General features: G+C 41.2%; 15 protein-coding genes and 1 tRNA gene. 8 read left to right on the top strand and 8 right to left on the bottom strand.

Translation table 11 applies throughout. The features are described from left to right. Nucleotides 1–47 precede the first annotated feature (47 nt). Together L2672_RS04410 and L2672_RS04415 are read right to left on the bottom strand one after the other, a co-directional pair. The gene (locus L2672_RS04410) at nt 48–1151 is read right to left on the bottom strand and encodes a general secretion pathway protein GspB (protein WP_248994616.1); all 1104 of its coding nucleotides are present in this window, start codon (nt 1149–1151) and stop codon (nt 48–50) included. Beyond that, complete coding sequence (locus tag L2672_RS04415) at nt 1151–2782, bottom strand: ExeA family protein (protein WP_248994617.1); 1632 nt, start codon at nt 2780–2782, stop codon at nt 1151–1153. The genes L2672_RS04410 and L2672_RS04415 overlap by 1 nt, the downstream gene beginning before the upstream one ends. Nucleotides 2783–2910: 128 nt before the next feature. Between L2672_RS04415 and L2672_RS04420 the strand changes: the two genes are divergently transcribed. Next, nucleotides 2911–4137 (top strand): multifunctional CCA addition/repair protein, encoded by a 1227-nt coding sequence (locus L2672_RS04420; protein ID WP_248994618.1) that lies wholly within the window; start codon nt 2911–2913, stop codon nt 4135–4137. Between the two features lie 251 nt (nt 4138–4388). Then, complete coding sequence (locus L2672_RS04425; RefSeq protein ID WP_124017059.1) at nt 4389–4655, top strand: Lpp/OprI family alanine-zipper lipoprotein; 267 nt, start codon at nt 4389–4391, stop codon at nt 4653–4655. Between the two features lie 140 nt (nt 4656–4795). Here the strand turns inward: L2672_RS04425 and L2672_RS04430 are convergent, their stop codons facing one another. The 4 genes from L2672_RS04430 to folB all read right to left on the bottom strand — a co-directional run bounded on the left by L2672_RS04430 (nt 4796) and on the right by folB (nt 7462). After that, nucleotides 4796–5635 (bottom strand): putative RNA methyltransferase, encoded by an 840-nt coding sequence (locus tag L2672_RS04430; protein ID WP_248994619.1) that lies wholly within the window; start codon nt 5633–5635, stop codon nt 4796–4798. A gap of 107 nt (nt 5636–5742) precedes the next feature. After that, complete coding sequence (locus L2672_RS04435) at nt 5743–6543, bottom strand: undecaprenyl-diphosphate phosphatase (protein ID WP_248994620.1); 801 nt, start codon at nt 6541–6543, stop codon at nt 5743–5745. A 23-nt stretch (nt 6544–6566) separates the two neighbouring features. After that, a complete protein-coding gene (gene folK / locus L2672_RS04440; RefSeq protein WP_248994621.1) occupies nt 6567–7067 on the bottom strand; it encodes a 2-amino-4-hydroxy-6-hydroxymethyldihydropteridine diphosphokinase in 501 nt (166 codons plus the stop codon). Between the two features lie 41 nt (nt 7068–7108). After that, nucleotides 7109–7462, bottom strand: coding sequence for a dihydroneopterin aldolase (gene folB, locus L2672_RS04445; RefSeq protein WP_248994622.1), 354 nt, complete (start codon nt 7460–7462; stop codon nt 7109–7111). A 243-nt stretch (nt 7463–7705) separates the two neighbouring features. Here folB and plsY point away from each other — a divergent pair, with 243 nt between their 5' ends. Further along, nucleotides 7706–8317 carry a glycerol-3-phosphate 1-O-acyltransferase PlsY gene (gene plsY / locus L2672_RS04450; RefSeq protein ID WP_248994623.1) on the top strand — a complete coding sequence of 204 codons (612 nt, stop codon included), beginning with the start codon at nt 7706–7708 and terminating at the stop codon, nt 8315–8317. A gap of 83 nt (nt 8318–8400) precedes the next feature. Here plsY and tsaD read toward each other — a convergent pair whose 3' ends face one another. After that, the gene (gene tsaD / locus L2672_RS04455) at nt 8401–9414 is read right to left on the bottom strand and encodes a tRNA (adenosine(37)-N6)-threonylcarbamoyltransferase complex transferase subunit TsaD (protein WP_248994624.1); all 1014 of its coding nucleotides are present in this window, start codon (nt 9412–9414) and stop codon (nt 8401–8403) included. A 336-nt stretch (nt 9415–9750) separates the two neighbouring features. Here tsaD and rpsU point away from each other — a divergent pair, with 336 nt between their 5' ends. The 5 genes from rpsU (at nt 9751) to L2672_RS04480 (ending at nt 14499) form a co-directional block, all read left to right on the top strand. Continuing rightward, nucleotides 9751–9966, top strand: coding sequence for a 30S ribosomal protein S21 (gene rpsU, locus L2672_RS04460; RefSeq protein ID WP_006080725.1), 216 nt, complete (start codon nt 9751–9753; stop codon nt 9964–9966). Between the two features lie 7 nt (nt 9967–9973). Then, complete coding sequence (locus L2672_RS04465) at nt 9974–10417, top strand: GatB/YqeY domain-containing protein (RefSeq protein WP_248994625.1); 444 nt, start codon at nt 9974–9976, stop codon at nt 10415–10417. Nucleotides 10418–10506: 89 nt separating this feature from the next. Beyond that, nucleotides 10507–12243 (top strand): DNA primase, encoded by a 1737-nt coding sequence (gene dnaG, locus L2672_RS04470; RefSeq protein WP_248994626.1) that lies wholly within the window; start codon nt 10507–10509, stop codon nt 12241–12243. Between the two features lie 136 nt (nt 12244–12379). Further along, nucleotides 12380–14215 (top strand): RNA polymerase sigma factor RpoD, encoded by a 1836-nt coding sequence (rpoD, locus tag L2672_RS04475; protein WP_248994627.1) that lies wholly within the window; start codon nt 12380–12382, stop codon nt 14213–14215. Nucleotides 14216–14422: 207 nt separating this feature from the next. Then, nucleotides 14423–14499, top strand: a tRNA-Ile gene (locus L2672_RS04480). A gap of 210 nt (nt 14500–14709) precedes the next feature. On the opposite strand, the gene L2672_RS04485 is transcribed toward L2672_RS04480, so the two are convergent. Continuing rightward, the gene (locus L2672_RS04485) at nt 14710–21018 is read right to left on the bottom strand and encodes an Ig-like domain-containing protein (RefSeq protein ID WP_248994628.1); all 6309 of its coding nucleotides are present in this window, start codon (nt 21016–21018) and stop codon (nt 14710–14712) included. Nucleotides 21019–21074 lie beyond the last annotated feature (56 nt).

A 21074-nucleotide genomic window follows, 5' to 3' on the forward strand; every position in this document is an offset into this window, starting at 1 on the left:
CAATAAAAAAGGCGCGTTAAGCGCCTTTTTTATGCCGATTTGAGAGATTAAATTGCCGGAACTTTAAACTCTTGGCCGTCAATTTCTAGCACCACATCTCGAGGACGAATTTCAACAATCGTTAACTTATTTTGAATCATATCCCCTTGCTGTAATTCTTCACCGTCCACATTTAACCAGCGTTGGCTAGGCTCTGATGAATACACATGAGCCACAATATTAAACTCTGGCACACTTAACTGCACACTGGCCGGTAAATCGCCATACTTAGGAATGCCTTGCGGCTTAGCTTTAGGGATAGGGTCCAACTCTGGTGCGCTAACATCTTTATTGGCAGATTGCTCATATTCTACTTCTTTTAATGCAGCGGCAAATGCATCAGCTAAATTATTACTATTATCAGGTTGCTGTTGCACTGATTTAAAGTCAACCTCATTAGCAGCCATATTAACTTGTAGTTTTAATGCCTCTAACTCCTGCAGGCCTCGTTTATTAGCATTAGCGCCTAAAATAATTGGCTCTTGCACCTCAGCATTAGCTTCAGAAACTTCAGGCTGACTCGCCTTTGATTGACTTGGCTGTGACACAAAACCATTTTGTTGATCGTATTCATCACTCAGCATTTGCAATTGAGCCAAGCTTAATGCGCTATTTGCTGCATTTTGTTGATTAGCTGAGACTGCTGGGCCGCTATTAACGATTTTGTTGCGGTTAGCACTATTTGTGGAACTTGTTTCAGTAGTTTGTGGGGCAGCACGTTTTAAGATTGGCTCATCAGGTAATGACGTGGCTCGAGGTAAAGCTACTTTTCCAGCTAATGTAAACTCTTGCGTTTGATCTGTTGTAGAGTGAGTATTTGATACTGGCTTTGTGTCAACTTTGCTTACCTCAGCGGAAGTCGCGGCCAATGTCACTGGCTGTGCTTCAGGTGGCATTGCTGTTTCATGCTGCAGATATCGGGATTCTACATAACTATCTAAGGCCCATGCAGCAGCAATAGCTAAAATAACCACGCTGAATAACAAGGCTATTTTGCCAGCAAGATGATTTTTTTGCGGCTTGGAATGACTTGGTATTGGCGTTAACACCGCATCTTGAATATGCGACGATTGTTGCTTTTGCTTGGTTACGGCATCTAATAATATTGACATTATTGACGCTCCGTTCGAGTCAGCCTAGGCCCTTTTTGACTCAAATACAGGTTTATTTGAACTAAGGTTTGGCTGCCCGCAATACCATCAGCTTTTAAGCCATGTAAACGTTGAAACATCATTAAGCTTTGCTCAAGTTGCGTATCAAATTGATTAACTAATCGCGCAGGACGTTCATCAATAATCGCTAAACTATTTTCTAACCATTGCACCTGAGACGCAGGCGAGCTAACACTAATTTCCCGAGGAAGTGGTTGATCAAGTTGCCATAATATTTCAAATGTTCCACTGAAATGACGATCAAACCAGTCTTTGCTAACCCAAAACTGTTGCTCGCCAAGTTGCAATAAAATTTGTTCATATTGACGCTCAACAATCACCCCATAAAACGGATCAATTTTACTGTCTTGTAAATACACCACTGCAGGGTAATTTAACCGCATGATGCTATTCCAATTACCTTGTTGTTGATAGCAACTTAATCCGTGCTCTTGAGCAGCTTGGCATGGAGTTAACCCTTTAATGGGTTGAACTTGCCATAAGCCAAATAAACCTGCAAATGCCACATCTATATTCTGGCTGCTAGCCATAGCTTGCTGCATCACCCTTTGTGCGGTGTTATTTTTTGCTGGTAAAGTGAGGTTACTCTGCAGATTCTTTTGATTGACTGTTTGTGGTTGGGCTGTAGCGGATTGTAAGTTAGCCCCCTCCGTTTGATGACTTGCCTCTGGTGTTGCTTGGGTAAATCCATAAAATGCCCCAGCAAAAGTCACTAGAGCAATGCCAGCGGCAATGGCATACCAATGTTTATCTGATACAGGTTCAACATCACCAAGCACTTCTTTAGCGGCTTGGTCGACCATTTTGTGGTCGATTGGTACTTTCGACAGACCAAATCCGGCCATTAAGGCTCGTTCGCATAATAAATTGGTTAAGCGTGGAATACCGCCACTGTAATGATGTAGCCGTTTAATAGATTTAGCTGTAAATAATGGTTCATGCCGTCCGGCAACTTGTAAGCGATGCTGAACATACAAGGCCAGTTCTTGTTGATTTAACGGTAATAAATGATAACGCGCGGTAATTCTCTGGGCTAATTGACGTAAATCTTGGCGCTTTAATAATTGCTGTAATTCGGGTTGGCCGATTAAAATAACTTGCAGTAACTTTTTAGTGTCTGTTTCTAAATTGGTTAACAGCCGTAATTGCTCAAGTACTTCTGAACGTAAATGCTGTGCCTCATCAATAATCAACACGGTATTACGGCCATTTTGATGATTGGCTAACAAATATTGGCTCAATAAGTCAGTTAACTGCTTAATGCTCGGGTTATCACCATAAGTAATTTTTAACTCATCACATAACGTCGCCAATAACTCTTGCTCTGTCAGCGACGGATTAAGAATAAAAGCCGTATCGGTGTTTTCGGGCAACTGTTGCAGTAAACAACGTGAAACGGTGGTTTTTCCAGTCCCCACTTCTCCCGTTAATAGAACAAAACCGCCGGTTTCACCTAACCCATATGTTAAATGCACTAACGCCTCACGATGACGTTCACTCAAGAACATATAATGGGGGTTTGGAGCAATAGAAAATGGATTATCATTTAATCCATAAAAAGCTTTATACATATGATTAAGCACCTAAAACAAAAACAGACGGCTCAAGTTAATGCTTGCTGCACAGCTTGTCAAAAGTTAGCCGCAAAAATCGAACTCTGGTAAGATTTACAGTCTATTCCTTTACAGTGCGAATGAACATGAATACCTATTTAGTTGGCGGCGCAGTACGCGACAAATTACTGGGCCTTCCTATCAAAGATAAAGACTATGTTGTAGTTGGTAGTAGCGTTGATGAAATGCTGGCTTTGGGTTACCAACAGGTGGGTAAAGACTTCCCGGTTTTTTTACACCCCAAAACTCAACAAGAATATGCGTTAGCTCGCACTGAACGTAAAACTGGCACGGGTTACCAAGGGTTCAGCTGCGATGCCTCAAAGAGTGTCACTTTAGAGCAAGATTTATTGCGAAGGGATTTAACCATTAATGCTATTGCACAAAGCAATAATGGTGACTTAGTCGACCCATACAATGGGGTAAACGATATCAACAATAAAGTATTACGCCATGTGTCAGATGCATTTGTAGAAGATCCACTAAGGGTGTTACGCGTGGCGCGATTTGCCGCCAGATTCCATCAACTAGGGTTTACCATCGCCCCTGAAACAGTCGAATTGATGAAGCAAATAGCGGTATCAGGTGAGTTATCACACTTAACCCCTGAGCGAGTTTGGCAAGAGATCGATAAAGTGTTAGATGGACAGCATCCAGAGATCTTTTTTCAAGTTTTACGCGATACTGACGCATTGGCGGTCATTCTGCCTGAAATTGACAATTTGTTCGGTATACCTCAACCAGAAAAATGGCACCCTGAAATTGATACCGGTATCCATACCCTATTAGTGCTTGCCGCCGCGAGTAAATTATCAACGGACAAAGCAGTAAGGTTTGCGGCATTAACTCATGATGTGGGTAAAGCCCTCAGCCCAAAAGCAACGTTACCTAAACATCATGGTCACGGCCAAAAAGGCATTAGCATTATTAAAGCCTTATGCAAAAGACTTAGGGTGCAAAACGAATACAGAGACTTGGCGGTACTTGTCAGCGATCAGCATCAGAATATACACAATGCGTTTGAATTAAAGCCCGAAACAATCATCAAAATATTCGACAAAACTGACTTGTGGCGTAAGCCTCACCGACTTGAGCAGCTACTAATTTGTTGCCATGCTGATATGCAAGGACGAACGGGGTTTGAACAAGCTAGCTACCCTCAGCGTGAATATTTAACTGCCTGTTTTGATGTAGCTAAAAAGGTTGATGTGCAGGATATTATTGGCCAAGGTTTTAAAGGAGCAGATATAAAGCAACAACTGTATTTGACTCGAATAGAGCAAGTTAAAATCTTAAAAAACAATCTTAAATAATACCCTCGACACTATGGCTTATACTGCTATTTTTAAGGTATTTAGAGGAAAAATCACTAATATCAGCAAATTTGCCGCTAAAATCGCCTAATAGCTTGCTAAACACTTGCATTTTTAATTTATTTAACTAGTTTAAGTAAAGAATTTCATATTTGCCTCTAGCAAATACAGAAATGTGTGACATAATTATGCCGTTGCAAAAGCAGAGGCTTTTGCTATAAAACTCCAACCTATATTTAAGGGATTTACCCATGAACAAAAAAGTACTGATGATTGCTGGTGTTGCCATGACTGCTTTACTAGGTGGCTGTGCAAACACTACTGCTTTAGAAGAAAGTGTTGCTAATTTAGGTAACAAAGTTGACCAATTATCTGCAGAAGTTGGTTCATTAAAGTCTGAGCAAAGCAAATTATCTGCTGACGTTAAAGGCGCTAAAGCAGCATCTATGGACGCTCAAGCTGAAGCTAAACGTGCTAACGACCGTTTAGACAACATGGCTTCTTCTTACAAAAAGTAAGAAAAACGAAAAAAATTAGCTTATTTTAATAGGTTGATTATTAGGGCTTGATGATAAATTAGCTGTAATACAGCATAATTTAAATCAAGCCTTAATTGTTTTTATACTCCGCATTGCACTTAACCGTTACAGACCCAACATCACGCCTGCTTCAACACCAATACGGTAAATTCACACTTCAATGCTGATATCGCGTTGGATCTTACATTGTGTCTAACTTCATCATTGGCACGCCAAGCAAAAATAGCACTGTCTAATAAGCTTAACGCTTGATCACCTGTTACATCAGTTGTAAATGATACCGTTTGCTCAGACTCGACCACTAACCGTTTAGGGATATTTAACTGGGCAGACTTTTCAGCCAATTCGCCATAGACTTGCTGTTTGATTTGCCACAAATGTTGATGAGTAGGCTGAATCAACACAATTCGACCATCAGGCTTTAACACTCTAATACATTCTTGCCCTTTTAATGGCGCATCAAATATCGTCACAACATCCATCGACTCATCGGCAAATGGCAACATTTTCATGGTACTGAATATTAATGTTGCAGGAACACTCGCCTTCGATGCTGCAAATAAGGCATTTTCAGCATCTGAAACGCCATAGGCTGTTATATTAAGTTCAGGGGAGTTCTGGGTAATAAACTGTTCCACTTTAGTCAAATAAAAACCATCCATACATTGATAGTCTAGCCAGTTAACCTGTGCTGATGCGCTATTTAATACCTCTGAAACCGTTTGCTGAAGACACGCGACCAATGGCTGAAATAGACCGCTTTGTAATAAAAACTGCCGAGCGCGCATTTGCTGTCGAGTCATTGATGATTGCGGCGATTTAGCCTTCACTTTTACGATGGGGTAATAACCTTGCGCGTTGACATCAAAATGATGTTTTGCATCACAATACAACCCTTTTGATGCAGGGTGCTGATGAAGAGATTGTTTACAAGTTGGACAAATTAAAGGCAATGACATAACGAGGTTCCAAAGGCCGAACAATTTTAAGATGAAAGTGAATATCGCAAATGCGAAAAAAGTCGGGTTATTGCCCGACTTTCTCAGTTAAATATGCGGCTAAATGATTATAAAAATATAAAGCCACATAACACTGCACCTAGTGTAAGACGATAAAGTACAAATGGTGTCATACCGATACGGCTAATTAATTTTAAAAATAAGAAAATACAAGTATAGGCCGCAATAAACGACATTACGACACCTAAGCCCATCGCATGATAATCAACGGCTTCTTGGCCAGAAATAATATCTTTTGACATCAATAATGCCGCCCCTGAAATAACAGGAATAGACATTAAAAATGAAAATCGTGCCGCAGCTTCTTTGGTTAATCCCAGCATTAATGCTGCTGTAATGGTGATTCCTGAACGCGAAGTTCCAGGAATTAATGCAATGGCTTGAGCAAAACCAATCATCAATGCCTTACGCCAACCGGTTTGATACTCGGTCAATTCGTTACGAGACATTTTATCACCAACCCATAATAATAAGCCAAATACCACGGTAGAGATGGCAATAACCCCAGGGCCACGAAGATAGGTTTCAATCATCCCTTTAAAGGCAAAACCAAATACCACCGCAGGAATGGTAGCCAATAATATCCACCACGCTAATTTACTATCGTCGTTATGTTGGCCTTTAAAAATACTGTTAACCCACGCGGATATCATCACGCCAATTTCTTTGCGAAAATAAATAATCACCGCCAATAACGAACCCAGGTGCACTGCAACGTCAAAGGATAAACCTTGATCTTCCCAGCCTAAAATTTGCGAAGGTAAAATAAGGTGAGCAGAACTCGAAATAGGTAAAAACTCTGTTAAGCCTTGAATAATGGCCAGTAAAATAACCTGTAAGGTATCCATGGTTAATTAAATCACTCCGAAATTTAACGTAATTGGTGGGGTAAACTAAACGTTATTGGCCAAATTTTTTGGCTGGTTTTATCAAATTCATTCCACAAGGAATGATAACTTTGCTTCACAATAGGATGAATTAACTCTGGCACTAGCTCTGATAAAGGCCACAATACAAACGCATTAAACAGAATTTCACCTCTAGGCAACTCAACCGGTTGCTGTGTCACCACATCATCATAAAGTAATAGGTCAATGTCTAAACTACGAGGGCTAAATTTTTTCTCCCCTTTAATTCGGCCATTATCTTGTTCAATCATTTTAAACGTGGCGACAACCTCTGCTATTGATAATTCAGTTTGAGCACTTGCCACCATATTTAAAAAGTTTGTCCCTTTAAAGCCAACAGATTCACTTTCAAACACGCGTGATAGGGTGAGCTTGCCAAAATGTTGCTGTAAATCTAATAAGCCGGCTTTAAGGTGTTGCTCAGGTTCAATGTTAGTGCCTAAGCTAATATAAATAGTTGCCATTAAATCTTCTATTCCACGCCATTAAGATTGGGTAAGTGCCATTAAATTGAGCCGCGTTCTATTTCAACGCCAACAGATGAAGCATGTGGCACCGCACCGGGCTTCATAACCACCACTTTAACCCATGGCACGTTAAATTCAGTGAGCAAGCATTGAGCAATCATTTCAGCAACGGTTTCAATTAGTTCGATAGGCTTTTCAGTAATCAGCGCAGTTAATTTGTTTGATACTGTTTCATAACATAATGCGTGTTGATAATCGTCACTGCTGGCCGCTAATCTATTATCCCAAGCCATATCTAAGTCAATTAATAGGGTTTGATGGATTTTCTTTTCCCATTCGTAGATGCCGATTACAGTTTCTATTTTTAACTGCCTAATAAGCACTTTATCCATATAAGCCTCCCTAAAAGCCTTTTAGCTAACTAAATGTAAAATTAATTACATATAAACCGTGATAATCTGCCCTTTAGCTCTTTTTCCTAGCAACGTAAAGCAGTAGGATAAGCCAATGTAAAAACGATGCTAGCGAATTAAATTCACTCAAAATGCGTTTTTGAATTATTGCAAAATGATTTGCAGCAGCGCTCAATTAAATTCTTTGCGCGATAATACCCTAAGAAGAGTAAGGAAACCAATTTGAACACCATAACCATCACCATTTTGATGATAATTCTTGCCTATTTGGCAGGTTCTATCTCAAGTGCGATATTGGTTTGTAAAATGAGAGGCTTACCCGACCCTCGCCAACATGGTTCAGGTAATCCTGGTGCCACCAATGTTTTACGCATTGGCGGAGTAAGCTCTGCAGTGTTAGTGCTGTTTTTTGATATGCTCAAAGGGGCTTTGCCATCATATCTGAGTTATTTAATGGGGCTAGATGCAGTTTCTTTAGGGTTGATTGCCGTAGCTGCCTGTATTGGCCATATCTATCCGGTATTTTTCCAGTTTAAAGGTGGCAAAGGGGTCGCAACCGCTTTTGGGGCAATGGCACCAATCGGCCACGACTTAGCGCTTTGCTTAATTGCAACATGGATAGTCTTTGTATTATTTACCCGTTATTCATCCGTTGCAGCAATGGCAACAGCGGTGTTAGCACCGGTTTATACTTGGTGGCTAGATGAACGATTTGTGCTGCCGGTAGCCATGCTTTCCACTATTATCTTAATTCGCCACAAAGATAATATTGAGCGGTTACGTATTGGTGAAGAAAGTAAGGTATCAAGAAAGCGCAGTAACAAACAAGCTTAGCCATTGCGACTAAGCTTTGTTTTAAGAGTTTATACCAATCACGCTAAGTAAATGTTCAGTTATTTATTACGGTTGGTACTAAATTATACCGCAGGTAAAGTATCTAAAGGCCAACGAGGTACACCTTTAACAGCCAAGTCTTCAACTTGACCTGCTTTTAATCTTTGTAAGCCTGCGTAAGCGATCATTGCCCCGTTGTCGGTACAAAACTCACCACGTGGATAATAAACCTTGCCGCCTAAATCTTGCATCATTTGCGCAAGAGACTCTCGTAAACGAGTATTAGCACTTACACCACCGGCAATCACTAAACGCTTATAGCCTGTTTGTTTTAGCGCACGCTTACATTTAATCGCTAAAGTATCAACAACAGCCTCTTCAAACGCACGTGCAATATTGGCGCGCGTTTGCTCATCATCAGGCTCAGCAGCAATAGTATTTGCAGCAAAGGTTTTTAAACCAGAAAAACTGAAGTTTAGTCCTGGTCTATCCGTCATAGGACGTGGAAACTTATAGCCAGCATCAACACCTTTAGCAGCAAGTTTGGCCAGCCTAGGGCCTCCTGGGTAATCTAACCCCATTAACTTAGCCGTTTTATCAAAGGCTTCACCTGCAGCATCATCAACAGATTCTCCCAATACAACATATTGGCCAATACCATCAACTTGCACCAACATTGAATGTCCGCCAGAAACTAGCAAAGCCACAAAGGGAAATTCCGGTGCATCATCCTCTAGCATAGGCGCTAGTAAGTGTCCTTCCATATGATGCACACCTACAGCAGGTTTATTCCAAGCATAGGCCAGAGATCGCCCAACACACGCACCCACTAATAAAGCACCAATTAAGCCAGGGCCTTTAGTAAAAGCAATACCGTCAATATCATCAATAGACGAATCAGCTTGCGTTAATGCCTGCTTGATTAAAGGAACAATTTTACGCACATGATCGCGCGACGCTAACTCCGGCACCACCCCACCATAGTCAGCATGAAGCTTCACTTGGCTATATAACACATGGGACAATAACCCTTGCTGATCATCATAAACAGCAATGCCCGTTTCATCACAAGAGGTTTCAATACCAATAATGCGCATAATGTTTTTTGTTCCTATAAAATTCAGCGGCTAATTCTAGCCGTTGCAACATATTTTCTCCACCAAAAATCGCCCTAGAATAAAACGATCAATTTTGATCGCACTCAACGCTATAAAAACAATTACTTAAAGCCCGTCTTAGCAAACAACAAGCAAACTAATTTAGACAAAGTGAACAAGGGGTTTACAAGAGCCTATGTGTCGGTGTAAAATTCCGCACCATTTTAATTAGCCTTTGGCTATTTATGGGGCTAAGTTAATCATTTAGATTGAGTCTAAGTTTTTAACTTAAAACATTAAATAACCAACTCAACTACACCTAAGGGGTGATGGCGTATGCCAATTATTAAAGTACGTGAAAACGAACCATTCGACGTAGCACTTCGTCGTTTCAAGCGCTCTTGTGAAAAAGCTGGTATCTTAGCCGATGTACGTGCTCGTGAATTCTACGAGAAGCCAACTACTGCTCGTAAGCGCGCTAAAGCTGCTGCAGTTAAACGTCTAGCTAAGAAGCTTTCTCGCGAAAACGCACGTCGCGTACGTTTATACTAATCTTATTATGAGCCTAGTCGATCAGCTAAAAGACCAAATGAAAGTCGCTATGCGTGCTAAAGATAAAGTACGTTTAGGCACTATTCGTTTGGCACTTTCCGCCATCAAACAAGTTGAAGTGGATACCCGCGAAACTGTTAATGATGAACAAGCGATAGCTATCTTAACCAAAATGGTCAAGCAACGTCGCGATTCAATTGCTCAATATGAAGCAGCGAATCGTCCAGAGCTTGCCGCCGCTGAGGCTGCTGAAGTTGAAGTTATTGAAACTTTTCTTCCTAAGCCACTAACTGAAGATGAAGTTGCAGCTATTATTGATGCAACAATCGCTAAAGTTGGCGCGGCATCCATGGCGGACATGGGCAAAGTAATGGGAGCATTAAAATCTGAAGTTCAAGGCCGTGCAGATATGGGCGCTATTGGTGCTTTAATCCGCGCTAAATTGAAATAATTCGTTTTTAATGTTGAATAAGCCGTGCACCTGCACGGCTTGTTTGTTTAAATTAATTGATAAAGTAACTTCGAGAAAAACAGCAATCAATGGCGATCCCTCGTGATTTTATCAATGAGCTTATAGCTCGTACTGACATAGTCGATCTAATCGATCGCAAAGTGCCGTTAAAGAAAGCCGGTAAGAATCATTCGGCTTGTTGTCCTTTTCATAGCGAGAAATCGCCCTCTTTTACTGTCAGCAGAGACAAACAGTTTTACCACTGCTTCGGTTGTGGCGCACACGGCAATGCTATCGACTTTGTCATGGAGTACGACCGCTTAGAATTTGTTGATGCCATTGAAGAACTTGCTGGACAGTTAGGCTTGGATGTCCCCCGTGAACAAGGGAATGCAAAACGCCAAGATCATGGTTTAAGCCGTGATTTATATGAATTAATGGACGAAGCTAGCTTATATTTTCAAAGCCAGCTTAGACAACATAAAGACAAACAAAAAGTGCTTGATTACCTTGAGTTTAGAGGTTTATCAGAAGACGTTATTAAGCACTTCGGGATTGGGTTTGCACCCGACGGATGGGACGGACTATTAGGCCGCTATCGTCAAAACCAAACCGCACAAGACAAATTATTAACTGCTGGCATGTTAATTCAAAATGACAGTGGTAAACGTTATGACCGCTTTCGCGATAGGTTAATGTTCCCTATTCGTGATCGAAGAGGACGCGTAATAGGCTTTGGTGGAAGAGTTTTAGGTGATGGCACCCCTAAATACTTGAATTCTCCAGAAACGCCCATATTTCATAAAGGCAATGAGCTTTATGGCCTATATGAGCTAAAGCAACGTCACCGAGACCCGCAACATGTATTAATTGTTGAAGGTTACATGGACGTTGTCGCACTTGCTCAATTTGGCGTGGACTATGCTGTAGCCTCATTAGGAACATCAACCACGGCTGAACAGTTTCAGCTTTTGGTTCGTAGTGCAAAAGAAGTCATATGTTGTTATGACGGAGATAACGCAGGTAGAGAAGCAGCTTGGCGTTCTTTAGAAACCGCACTACCCTTATTAAAGCCAGGTGATCAGGTAAAGTTTATGTTTTTACCTCAGGGGGAAGACCCTGACACCATGGTCAGAAAAATCGGTAAAGATGCATTTGAAGCATTAATGCAACAAGCAATGCAGCTGCCAGAGTTTCTGTTTGACACATTAAGCTCGACCCATGGCGCTGATAAAGGTGCACTCGCCAAACAAGCCATGGCATTAATAGAAAAAGTACAAGACACTGTTTTACAAAATATACTGCTTGAAAACTTGTCGCACAAACTGGGCATGAATAGCAGTGAAGATTTAAAGAAAAAATTAGGCTTCGCGGAAAAGAAACCGCAGCCATTAAATGCCAAAGGTTTACAAGGCAGAGGAACGCCTCTAAGACTAGCGATAGCCTTATTAATACAACAACCTAGTTTAGGTTATGGCTTGGAACAGCAACCAGCATTAAACAAAATTCAAATGGCAGGCATTGAATTGCTTAACCATTTGCTTGAAGTAACTCGACATCAACAATTGAATAGCGCACAACTACTTGAAATGCATAGAGAGCACGAACAAAAGAGCACTCTAATGAAGCTAGCCCAATGGGACCATCAAGTGGCGGATGAAAATGTGTTGACCGAGTTTAAACAAACCCTGATATGGCTGACTAACCAATATATCGAGCAGCGCTATCAGGAACTCAGTCTTAAACAGACTTTAACAAAAGCTGAAAAATTGCAGCTTATTAAGCTGATTTCAATAATGAAAGGCGTAGGTAAGCAACCTAAATAACCAAATTTTTATGGTTAAAACAACGCCATGGACTAGCTAAGCTTAGTCCACACAGCTATAATTGACGATTTGCGCGACACCAAGTAAAACTTAGTGTCCCGTCGTTATTTCAGTTACCCAAACTTGGATGATATCTATGGATCACACTCCGCAGTCGCAACTTAAATTGTTGCTCGCTAAAGGTAAAGAGCAAGGTTACTTAACCTATGCAGAAGTGAACGACCACTTACCTGCAGACATGGTCGACTCAGACCAGATTGAAGATATTATCCAGATGATAAATGACATGGGTATCCGAGTGTTTGAAGAAGCACCCGATGCCGATGACATGATGATGTCGGAAGACAACACAGACGAAGATGCTGCAGAAGAAGCAGCGGCAGCCTTAGCAACAGTAGAAAGCGAATTAGGTCGCACAACTGACCCAGTTCGTATGTATATGCGCGAAATGGGTACAGTAGAACTACTGACTCGTGAAGGCGAAATTGTAATTGCAAAACGCATTGAAGAAGGGATTAACACCGTTCAATCTTCAGTGAGTGAATACCCACAAGCAATCGCAATGATCTTAGAGCAATTCGACCAGTATGAAGCTGACGAAATTCGCTTGTCTGATATTATCTCTGGATTTGTAAACCCTGACGAAGACGATGTAGCACCAACAGCGACTCACGTTGGTTCTGAATTATCTGATGAAGATTTAGATGATGAAGACGACGAAGATGATGACGCTGATGACGAAGAAGAGGAAGGTAACAAAGGTCCTGATCCTGAAGAAGCAAAAGAGAAGTTTACTCAACTACGTGAAGCTTATGAAAAAAGCTTAGCGGTTATTGCTGACAAAGGTCGTGATCATCCTGAAGCTATTGGCTCTTTATTTGTCATTGGTGAACTCTTTAAAGAATTCCGCTTAGTTCCTAAGCAATTTGATCGCTTAGTCAAAAGCATGCGCAACATGATGGATCGTGTTCGTGTTCAAGAAAGACTTATTCTTAAGCTTGTTGTAGAACAAGCTAAAATGCCAAAAAGAAACTTTGTTAAGGCATTCACAGGCAACGAAACTAGCCTAGAATGGTTTAACACAGAAGTCAGCAGCAGCAAGCCATACGCTGAAGGCTTACGCATGGTTGAAGAAGATGTGCTTCGTTGTATTGGCAAATTGGCCTCTATTGAAGAAGAAACAGACTTGACCATTGCAGGCATTAAAGACATCAACCGTCGTATGTCTATCGGTGAAGCGAAAGCTCGCCGTGCGAAAAAAGAAATGGTTGAAGCTAACTTACGTCTAGTTATTTCGATTGCTAAAAAATACACCAACCGTGGCTTACAATTCTTGGATCTCATTCAAGAAGGTAACATCGGCTTGATGAAAGCAGTAGATAAATTCGAATACCGTCGTGGTTATAAGTTCTCAACTTATGCAACCTGGTGGATCCGTCAGGCAATTACTCGTTCAATTGCTGACCAAGCCCGTACGATTCGTATTCCAGTACATATGATTGAAACTATCAACAAGTTGAATCGTATTTCTCGTCAAATGCTTCAAGAAATGGGCCGTGAGCCTTCTCCTGAAGAATTGGCAGAACGTATGATGATGCCTGAAGATAAAATTCGTAAGGTACTGAAAATTGCCAAAGAGCCAATCTCAATGGAAACCCCAATCGGTGACGATGAAGATTCGCATTTAGGTGATTTTATCGAGGATACCACCCTCGAACTGCCTTTAGACTCTGCCACTAGCGAAAGTCTTAAAAACGCAACTCATGAAGTATTAGCAGGCTTAACCGCCCGTGAAGCAAAAGTACTTCGTATGCGTTTTGGTATTGATATGAATACCGACCACACGTTAGAAGAAGTAGGTAAACAGTTTGACGTAACCCGTGAGCGTATTCGTCAGATTGAAGCAAAAGCATTACGCAAGCTTCGCCACCCTTCTCGTTCAGAGATCTTAAAATCGTTCTTAGACGAATAAGATTGATTGGTAGTTAGTAATATTCTTGCTGACCACAACACAAAAAACCTGCTGATGCAGGTTTTTTTATGGCTTTAAATTACTAATTTGATTAACAGATAACCAAATAAATAAATATCCGCTAAATCATTGAAAAACACGGGTGACAAGCCAGAATAAACTTCGTATAATTCTCCCCGCTTTCGATAGTGACGACTATCTTAAGTCGGCCCCTTAGCTCAGTTGGTTAGAGCATACGACTCATAATCGTCAGGTCCCCAGTTCGAGTCTGGGAGGGGCCACCAATTTTGATAAGCCGCTTAAAGAAATTTAAGCGGCTTTTTCATGTCTGTCGTTCTGTGTAGCGAATAAGTAGCAGATTATTACTCAATTAAATATCCTCTATGCATTAATCATAACATCCTCTAATTAGGTGGCCAAAATCACCGTACCACTACACAAAAAAATCCCCACTTGTGTGGGGATTTTATTATCTTCAACTGATTAGCTATTGTTTATGGGTTAATTGGCTCAATACACATATAACCTTTATCTGTTCCCATCAGCTCCGAGGCTCCAATCCACGCAGAAGCATAATTAGGAATGAATGTAATTATAAGCCTTTGATCTGCATAGCCACCAGGTCTGTCGTTAGTGATGTATTTATCATGAGGTAACTCATTCAGTAAGTTATTAGCCACCAAATAGTCCCGTAATACAATATAGTCAGCTCTAAGTGCTAGCGTGGCACCCATGCGCAGGCATTTTGCCTCTAATGAATATAAATCGCTATTTTCACTGACGGTATCAGAATGCATTACCGAGTAACGATATCCACCAGTTTCATACGTTAATTCAACCAGATTAGGAATGATATCAAGAACATCATATTTTACCGTTGAGACATATTCTCCAGAATTATCCCATGCCCGTATATAAATCGGTGAGTAAGGTAGAGTATTAAATTTAATCGACAATTGATTTAACTTATTAGAGCCTTTAATGACATCAAAGTCTAATGGGTCGTTGGTTAAGTCATTATCATGCACAATTTGTACATTCAAATCTGCATTATAGTCTCCCTCTTTGACAAAAGATAAATGCACTGTTTTTTCTGCTTTTTCAAACTCGGCATCAATTACAATTTCAGGCACTCTAAAATGCGGAGATTGATAATAATCAACCCCTCTAGAAGGCATATATATATCACTTAAATAGTCTGACCACCCATATGTCATACCGCTGGAGTGACCGTATCCATTACCATGTGCGAACTCATGATAGAGCGTTTTAATTGGCACTGGGCGATATTTAGATAGGCTATCATTAACGTACTCATGATAAATACTGCCCCAACCACCACTGCTAGCATAATAGTCAGTTAATCTAGCTCTAGCTCCACCGCCTACGCCTTCAGCTGCATAAAAATCACGCATAACTGCAGTTCGCAAAGCGTGCCCTTCAAGACCTATTGTAAGTAACTGACGATACCAATATGGTATTTCAAGATTAGTAGTCCCTTGTGTAATCAAGTCATTTTCGTATGTGGCACATTCTGTATAGCTATTATTAATTAAACACTCAGTTGCAAATAAGGATTTCATTTCTTCCATATAATCAACTTGATTTGAAAAATCATGTATGTAGCTTAGTGTTCTTTCAAATGTCGTTCTTTCAGCACCTATATTAGGTGATGTATAACATGCGTCTACCCCATCACAGCTGTATGACCAGTTCTCTAGCCTTACTACAGGTAGATAAAGTAGTTTTTGGTTATAATCTACGACCTTTTCAATACTTATCAGTCCAGGTATCGTAAGGTTTGCAGAAGTATACGGATCAATGACCGGTGAGAAGATAAGCTTTGTCGGCGTATCCTCACCATTGATATACACGATTAATGACTCTATTGGAGTGAATGTACCATTGGCTAATGTAATCACACCATTTTGCAACTCAAGGGTATAGTCGTTGTAAGCAACATACTCTGTAAAGGGCATGGTTTGAGTTGATTGAACGTTAGCGGTAACCTCACTCAATACAGGGGTAGTATATTCTGCTTGAAGTTCAATAAACTTATTACCCTGATAATTAGTCCTTATTAAGCTTGATAATTCCCCCATATCCTGGGTGGTCACATCATCATCACTTACCGTAACAGTAAAGCTATAGTCACCAAAGTCCCCCGTTGTCATTGTGCCGGTTATTTCACCTGTTGCGCTGTCGATGGTCATCCACTGTGGCGCACCGACTAATGCGTAAGTGAGTGTGTCGTTGTCGACATCTGATGCCATAACTTGATGACTAAACGGCTGCCCTACTTCAACAATCATTTCAATAACAGCGTCAATAGTAGGTGCAGAGTTAGGGTTAACTCCAACATAACGGCCCACACTTTCAACGATGTCTGTACCATCTGAAATCAACACTTTAAAGGCATAGGATCCAACGTCAGCTTTAACTAAGTAGCCTGATATCTCGCCTGTTGTGGCATCAACATTCATCCATAAAGGCGCATTGACTAGCTCATAGCTAAGGCTATCGCCGTCTACATCACTGGCCAAAATTTGATAACTAAAATTACTGCCGCTGAATGATGTGAAATCAACTACTGCATCAAATACTGGGGCGTTGTTAGCGGGAGGAGGAGTCGGTGCGGCGCAGCAATCGCTGAACACTGGTGTGCTTTCATAAAACTCATCATCAAGCCCACTGCTGTCACCCCCATCTGCTGGGTTGCCCCAAGTAATAATTTCGCCGTTATCTAAAATTGCCGCAAAAGCTGTACTACCGGCAAAAACGCCTTCAACATCAATCAATTCATTTGAAATGGCGCTACTATCACCACCGGACACTAATTGCCCCCAAGTAATCACGGTGCCATCCGCTTTGATTGCTGCAAACGCGTAGGCATTTCCGATAATAGTGACAATGTCTGTCAGTAATGATTGCACTGAACTGCTATCACCACCGTAGCGAGCATCCCCCCAAGTGATGACAGTGCCATCAGATTTAAGCGCTGCAAAGGCACTTTGGGTCGCTGCAATACTAATAATGTCAGCAGTGTTGATATTATTGCTACTAATAGTATTTGAGGTCGTCACCCTATTAAGCGAACGAACAACCGGAGCACTATTATTTACCGTAACCGTGCCGCCTTGAGTGGTATCGCCCCAAACGACAGTGTTACCGTCAGATTTTAATGCGGCAAAAGCATAATCATTACCCGTAATTGATTTCACATTAGTTAACTGAGCCTGTACCGCACTACTATCACCACCTCGTGCCGTGTCACCCCAAGTCACCACCGTACCATCACCTTTTAATGCGGCAAATGCGGTGCTAGTTGAGGCCACTGATTTAACATTAACTAATTGCGCCTGTACCGAAGTGCTCTCTCCTCCGTTAGCCGTATCGCCCCAAGTAACCACTGTGCCATCTGATTTGAGCGCGGCAAAAGCAGAATCTGTTGCAGTAATAGCCGTAATATTGGTTAATTGCGCAGCTACTGCAGATGAGTCAGCACCGTTCAGTGTATTTCCCCAAGTCACTACCGAACCATCGGTTTTTAGTGCCGAGAATGCCGCAGCCGAACCCACCACTTTAACCACATTAACTAATTGGGCCTGCACATAAGCGCTGTCAGCACCGGCAGTGTTATCACCCCAAGTAACCACGCTACCGTCGACTCTACGTGCGGCAAAAGCGCTATCAGTATTGGTGATTTCTTTAACATTAACCAGCGCATGTGCAACTGCAGAGCTATCTCCACCATATGCACTGTCACCCCAAGTCACGGTTGTACCATCTGATTTTAGTGCGGCAAAGGCTTTGGTATTACCGGTAATATTGGTGATATACACAGGTTGAATGACGGATTTAGCCTGCACAAATTTACAGGCATTCCCATTCGAAATACCAGTGTTTTGCGCTGTACAATATTGGTTTTTAACCGTCACTAACACACCAATTTCATTGGATTTATCATTACCGGTTAACTGGTATGTATTGCTATTCGTACCAACAGGCACACTGGACACTTCAAATTGATAGTCAGTGCGGTTGTTATCACAGTCACTACACGTCACTGTTGCCGTTGCCGTTCCTGAAAAGTAACTCAGTTTAAGGTCAGTAATCACTGGGGCTGCTGGTTCATTCAACGTGATCGTAATTTGGGCTTGAGCAAAGTGCCCCTCATTATCGGTAATTTCGTAAAAGAAAGTATCAGTGCCAAAACTGGTATTATTTGAGGTGTATACCAAAGTTAAGTCGGTCGTGCTGGCTACGGTTGTCCCCAATGTTGAGCCGTAGACTTTACTAATGAAAATATCTCGTCCACTGCTATTCGCAACATAGGAGCTTAAATCAATTGTTAATGGCGCAGCATCCATATCCATTGCCGTCGTCATCACATCATTGGCGGTCAACATGCCTTGAGACGCTGACACAATACTGATGACATTACTGGCTGATTTATGCCCATCACTCACCGTATAGTTTATGGCTTCTGTGCGCTCTTCTCCGTTAGGAGTATAAGTCAATATAAAACCATTTTGACTTAGCGTGGCAGGCACAGCAACTGTGCCTAAGGAGGTTAAGCTCAATGCATCGCCATCAGCATCAGCTATAGCTGAGGTCAAGTCGATGGTAAGGCTTGGAGTTGTTGTATCAAATGGATCAATAGTTTGCGAAATCGCCATTGCCGTCGGAGCAGCATTAACTAAATTAATAATAATTTCATTATGAGCAACTCCCCCTTTACCATCTTCAACCACATAAACTATTTTATCTTGATCTAATAGTTGAGACATGGTGTATTTGATCGTCATTGCTGAATAGATAACCGAAGGGTTTTGGCTGCTGTAGACTTGAGTTAATTGTAAACTGTCACCGTCAATATCACTGACTAACGAACTGACATCAATCATTTGCTCAGGCTGAGCTGTAACGGTTTTCATCGAAAGATCAACGGTTAAAGCGTTTGCTACCGGATGATTATTTTGCACCGCTGTGCTGGAAACAATAAAGGTAATTTTACCAATGGCACTGCCACCCTGCCCGTCAGTCACTCGATAAACCACATCATCCACACCATAAAAACCGTTAGGCACATACTGAATCACTTTACCTGAAAGTGTTGCGCGGGAATGACCAAATAAACTCACTGAAAGTGGGTCACTGTCGGCGTCTGTAATCAAGTTTAATGCGCTTAGATCAACAGAAACCTTAGTTTGGTCATCAGTTGCTTGCACATAATCTTTTGCAGTTGGCGCATTATTGGGGCTTGTTGGATCAATTGAATCAACAATAATTAACCCTGCATTAAAAGCGCCACGGCTATCTTCAACAACATAAACTGCACTGCTGGCGCCTATGTAACCCGCCGGCGTATAAGTGACCGTATTATTGGCTAATGTAAACTTGTCGCCATCTTGCACAAGTTTATTGACGGCAACCGTATCGCCATCGGCATCTGATATTTGCCCAGATAAATCGACAGAAATAGCCGTTTGATTATCGGTTGTTAACGTCACCGTTTTGGCTTCTGGCGCAATATTATTAGTGTCATTAATAATAACGGTTATTGCCCCTTGATAGGCTTTTTCGTTTGATGTGACGGTATAATCTATTTGCTCAATACCTGGGGTTAGCGCAGTAATATTAATGGTTGGAGAAACAATGGAATCAACCGCGACATTTGAGCCTTGTGATGCCGCTTGAGTTAATGCCCAGTCATCATCAGCTGTAATAGCAGAAGAAATATCAAAAGAAGCGGTATCACCCACTAAGACATTAAAGATCAGTGGACTCACACTTAAACTACTTTCTACACTAGTGAGATTTTCGGTAACATTAATATGAATTTTAGCTTGATCTACGCCGCCAGATTCATTTGACACTACATAAACAAACTCATCGCTACCAATAAAATTACCAGGCTGATAAATAATGCTGTTATCAGTAATTTTTGCGCGGTTTGACGCTCCCACAAGTCTATTAAGTGAAACGCCGTTAACACTACTGACTAAATCACTTAATTGATACGTCACCGTTTCACCTTGGTGTAAAGATGTACTGTGTTCTATTGCATTAATTGACGTGCCAGCTTGAGTGGTGGTGTTCGATACTACTGATATTTGCCCAATAGCAATATTACCATCTTGATCTTTAATGCCATAGATTGCAGTTTCATATCCTTGGTAACCAATAGGGCTATAAGTGACTTTCATGCCTTGTTGGTCAAAGCGGTCATCATTTTGATTAAATGAAATTAATTCTAAATTTTTATTGTCTGGGTTATCGATATAATCTGTTAAATCGACAGTGCGGGTTTCGGAGGCTAATAGCTTAATTGTCGCTAACTTAGTGGTCACAGGCGCAGGGTTATTTGGGTCTTGAATCGCCACTAATAATGTCGAGGTTAATGTGTCACTTCCATGGGTTACCTGCCAATTAATTGTAGCAAGTCCAGTATATGCACCAGTAAAAGTAATTGTGCTGTTGTCAAATGAGATATTACTGGTTAATCCGCTATTGTCTGTAACTGAAGATAGCTCCCATGCTTCACTAGGATTAACATAATTAGAGACATCTAAAGTAATGGTTTGAGTTTTATTAATTTTGGCAGTAAATGGTAATAAAATAACCGGTTCGATAGTGAGTTCTTCATCTGGTTCAGGAGCCGGTTCAGGCGTGGGTTCTGGAGCAGGTACGGGTTCAGGTGCTACATCAGTATTAATTCTAGAAGGGCCACTATCACAAGCTGTCAGGAAAAAAACAACTAAGGTAAAATAAATCAGCTTAATTAACACATTCTTTTGCATAGTCGTTTGCTCATATCAGATAATCCATTAACAGACACTAAGCATAGCTCATTATA

The sequence above is a fragment of the Shewanella gaetbuli genome (assembly GCF_023284065.1).
GTDB lineage: Bacteria > Pseudomonadota > Gammaproteobacteria > Enterobacterales > Shewanellaceae > Shewanella > Shewanella gaetbuli.

What these genes read in the sequence shown, in the direction of transcription:
- L2672_RS04415 (WP_248994617.1), bottom strand. Translation starts at nt 2,782, where the DNA reads ATGTATAAAGCTTTTTATGGATTAAATGATAATCCATTTTCTATTGCT.
- L2672_RS04420 (WP_248994618.1), top strand. Translation starts at nt 2,911, where the DNA reads ATGAATACCTATTTAGTTGGCGGCGCAGTACGCGACAAATTACTGGGC.
- L2672_RS04465 (WP_248994625.1), top strand. Translation starts at nt 9,974, where the DNA reads ATGAGCCTAGTCGATCAGCTAAAAGACCAAATGAAAGTCGCTATGCGT.
- L2672_RS04425 (WP_124017059.1), top strand. Translation starts at nt 4,389, where the DNA reads ATGAACAAAAAAGTACTGATGATTGCTGGTGTTGCCATGACTGCTTTA.
- L2672_RS04430 (WP_248994619.1), bottom strand. Translation starts at nt 5,635, where the DNA reads ATGTCATTGCCTTTAATTTGTCCAACTTGTAAACAATCTCTTCATCAG.
- tsaD (WP_248994624.1), bottom strand. Translation starts at nt 9,414, where the DNA reads ATGCGCATTATTGGTATTGAAACCTCTTGTGATGAAACGGGCATTGCT.
- folB (WP_248994622.1), bottom strand. Translation starts at nt 7,462, where the DNA reads ATGGATAAAGTGCTTATTAGGCAGTTAAAAATAGAAACTGTAATCGGC.
- rpsU (WP_006080725.1), top strand. Translation starts at nt 9,751, where the DNA reads ATGCCAATTATTAAAGTACGTGAAAACGAACCATTCGACGTAGCACTT.
- L2672_RS04410 (WP_248994616.1), bottom strand. Translation starts at nt 1,151, where the DNA reads ATGTCAATATTATTAGATGCCGTAACCAAGCAAAAGCAACAATCGTCG.
- L2672_RS04435 (WP_248994620.1), bottom strand. Translation starts at nt 6,543, where the DNA reads ATGGATACCTTACAGGTTATTTTACTGGCCATTATTCAAGGCTTAACA.
- dnaG (WP_248994626.1), top strand. Translation starts at nt 10,507, where the DNA reads ATGGCGATCCCTCGTGATTTTATCAATGAGCTTATAGCTCGTACTGAC.
- L2672_RS04485 (WP_248994628.1), bottom strand. Translation starts at nt 21,018, where the DNA reads ATGCAAAAGAATGTGTTAATTAAGCTGATTTATTTTACCTTAGTTGTT.
- rpoD (WP_248994627.1), top strand. Translation starts at nt 12,380, where the DNA reads ATGGATCACACTCCGCAGTCGCAACTTAAATTGTTGCTCGCTAAAGGT.
- folK (WP_248994621.1), bottom strand. Translation starts at nt 7,067, where the DNA reads ATGGCAACTATTTATATTAGCTTAGGCACTAACATTGAACCTGAGCAA.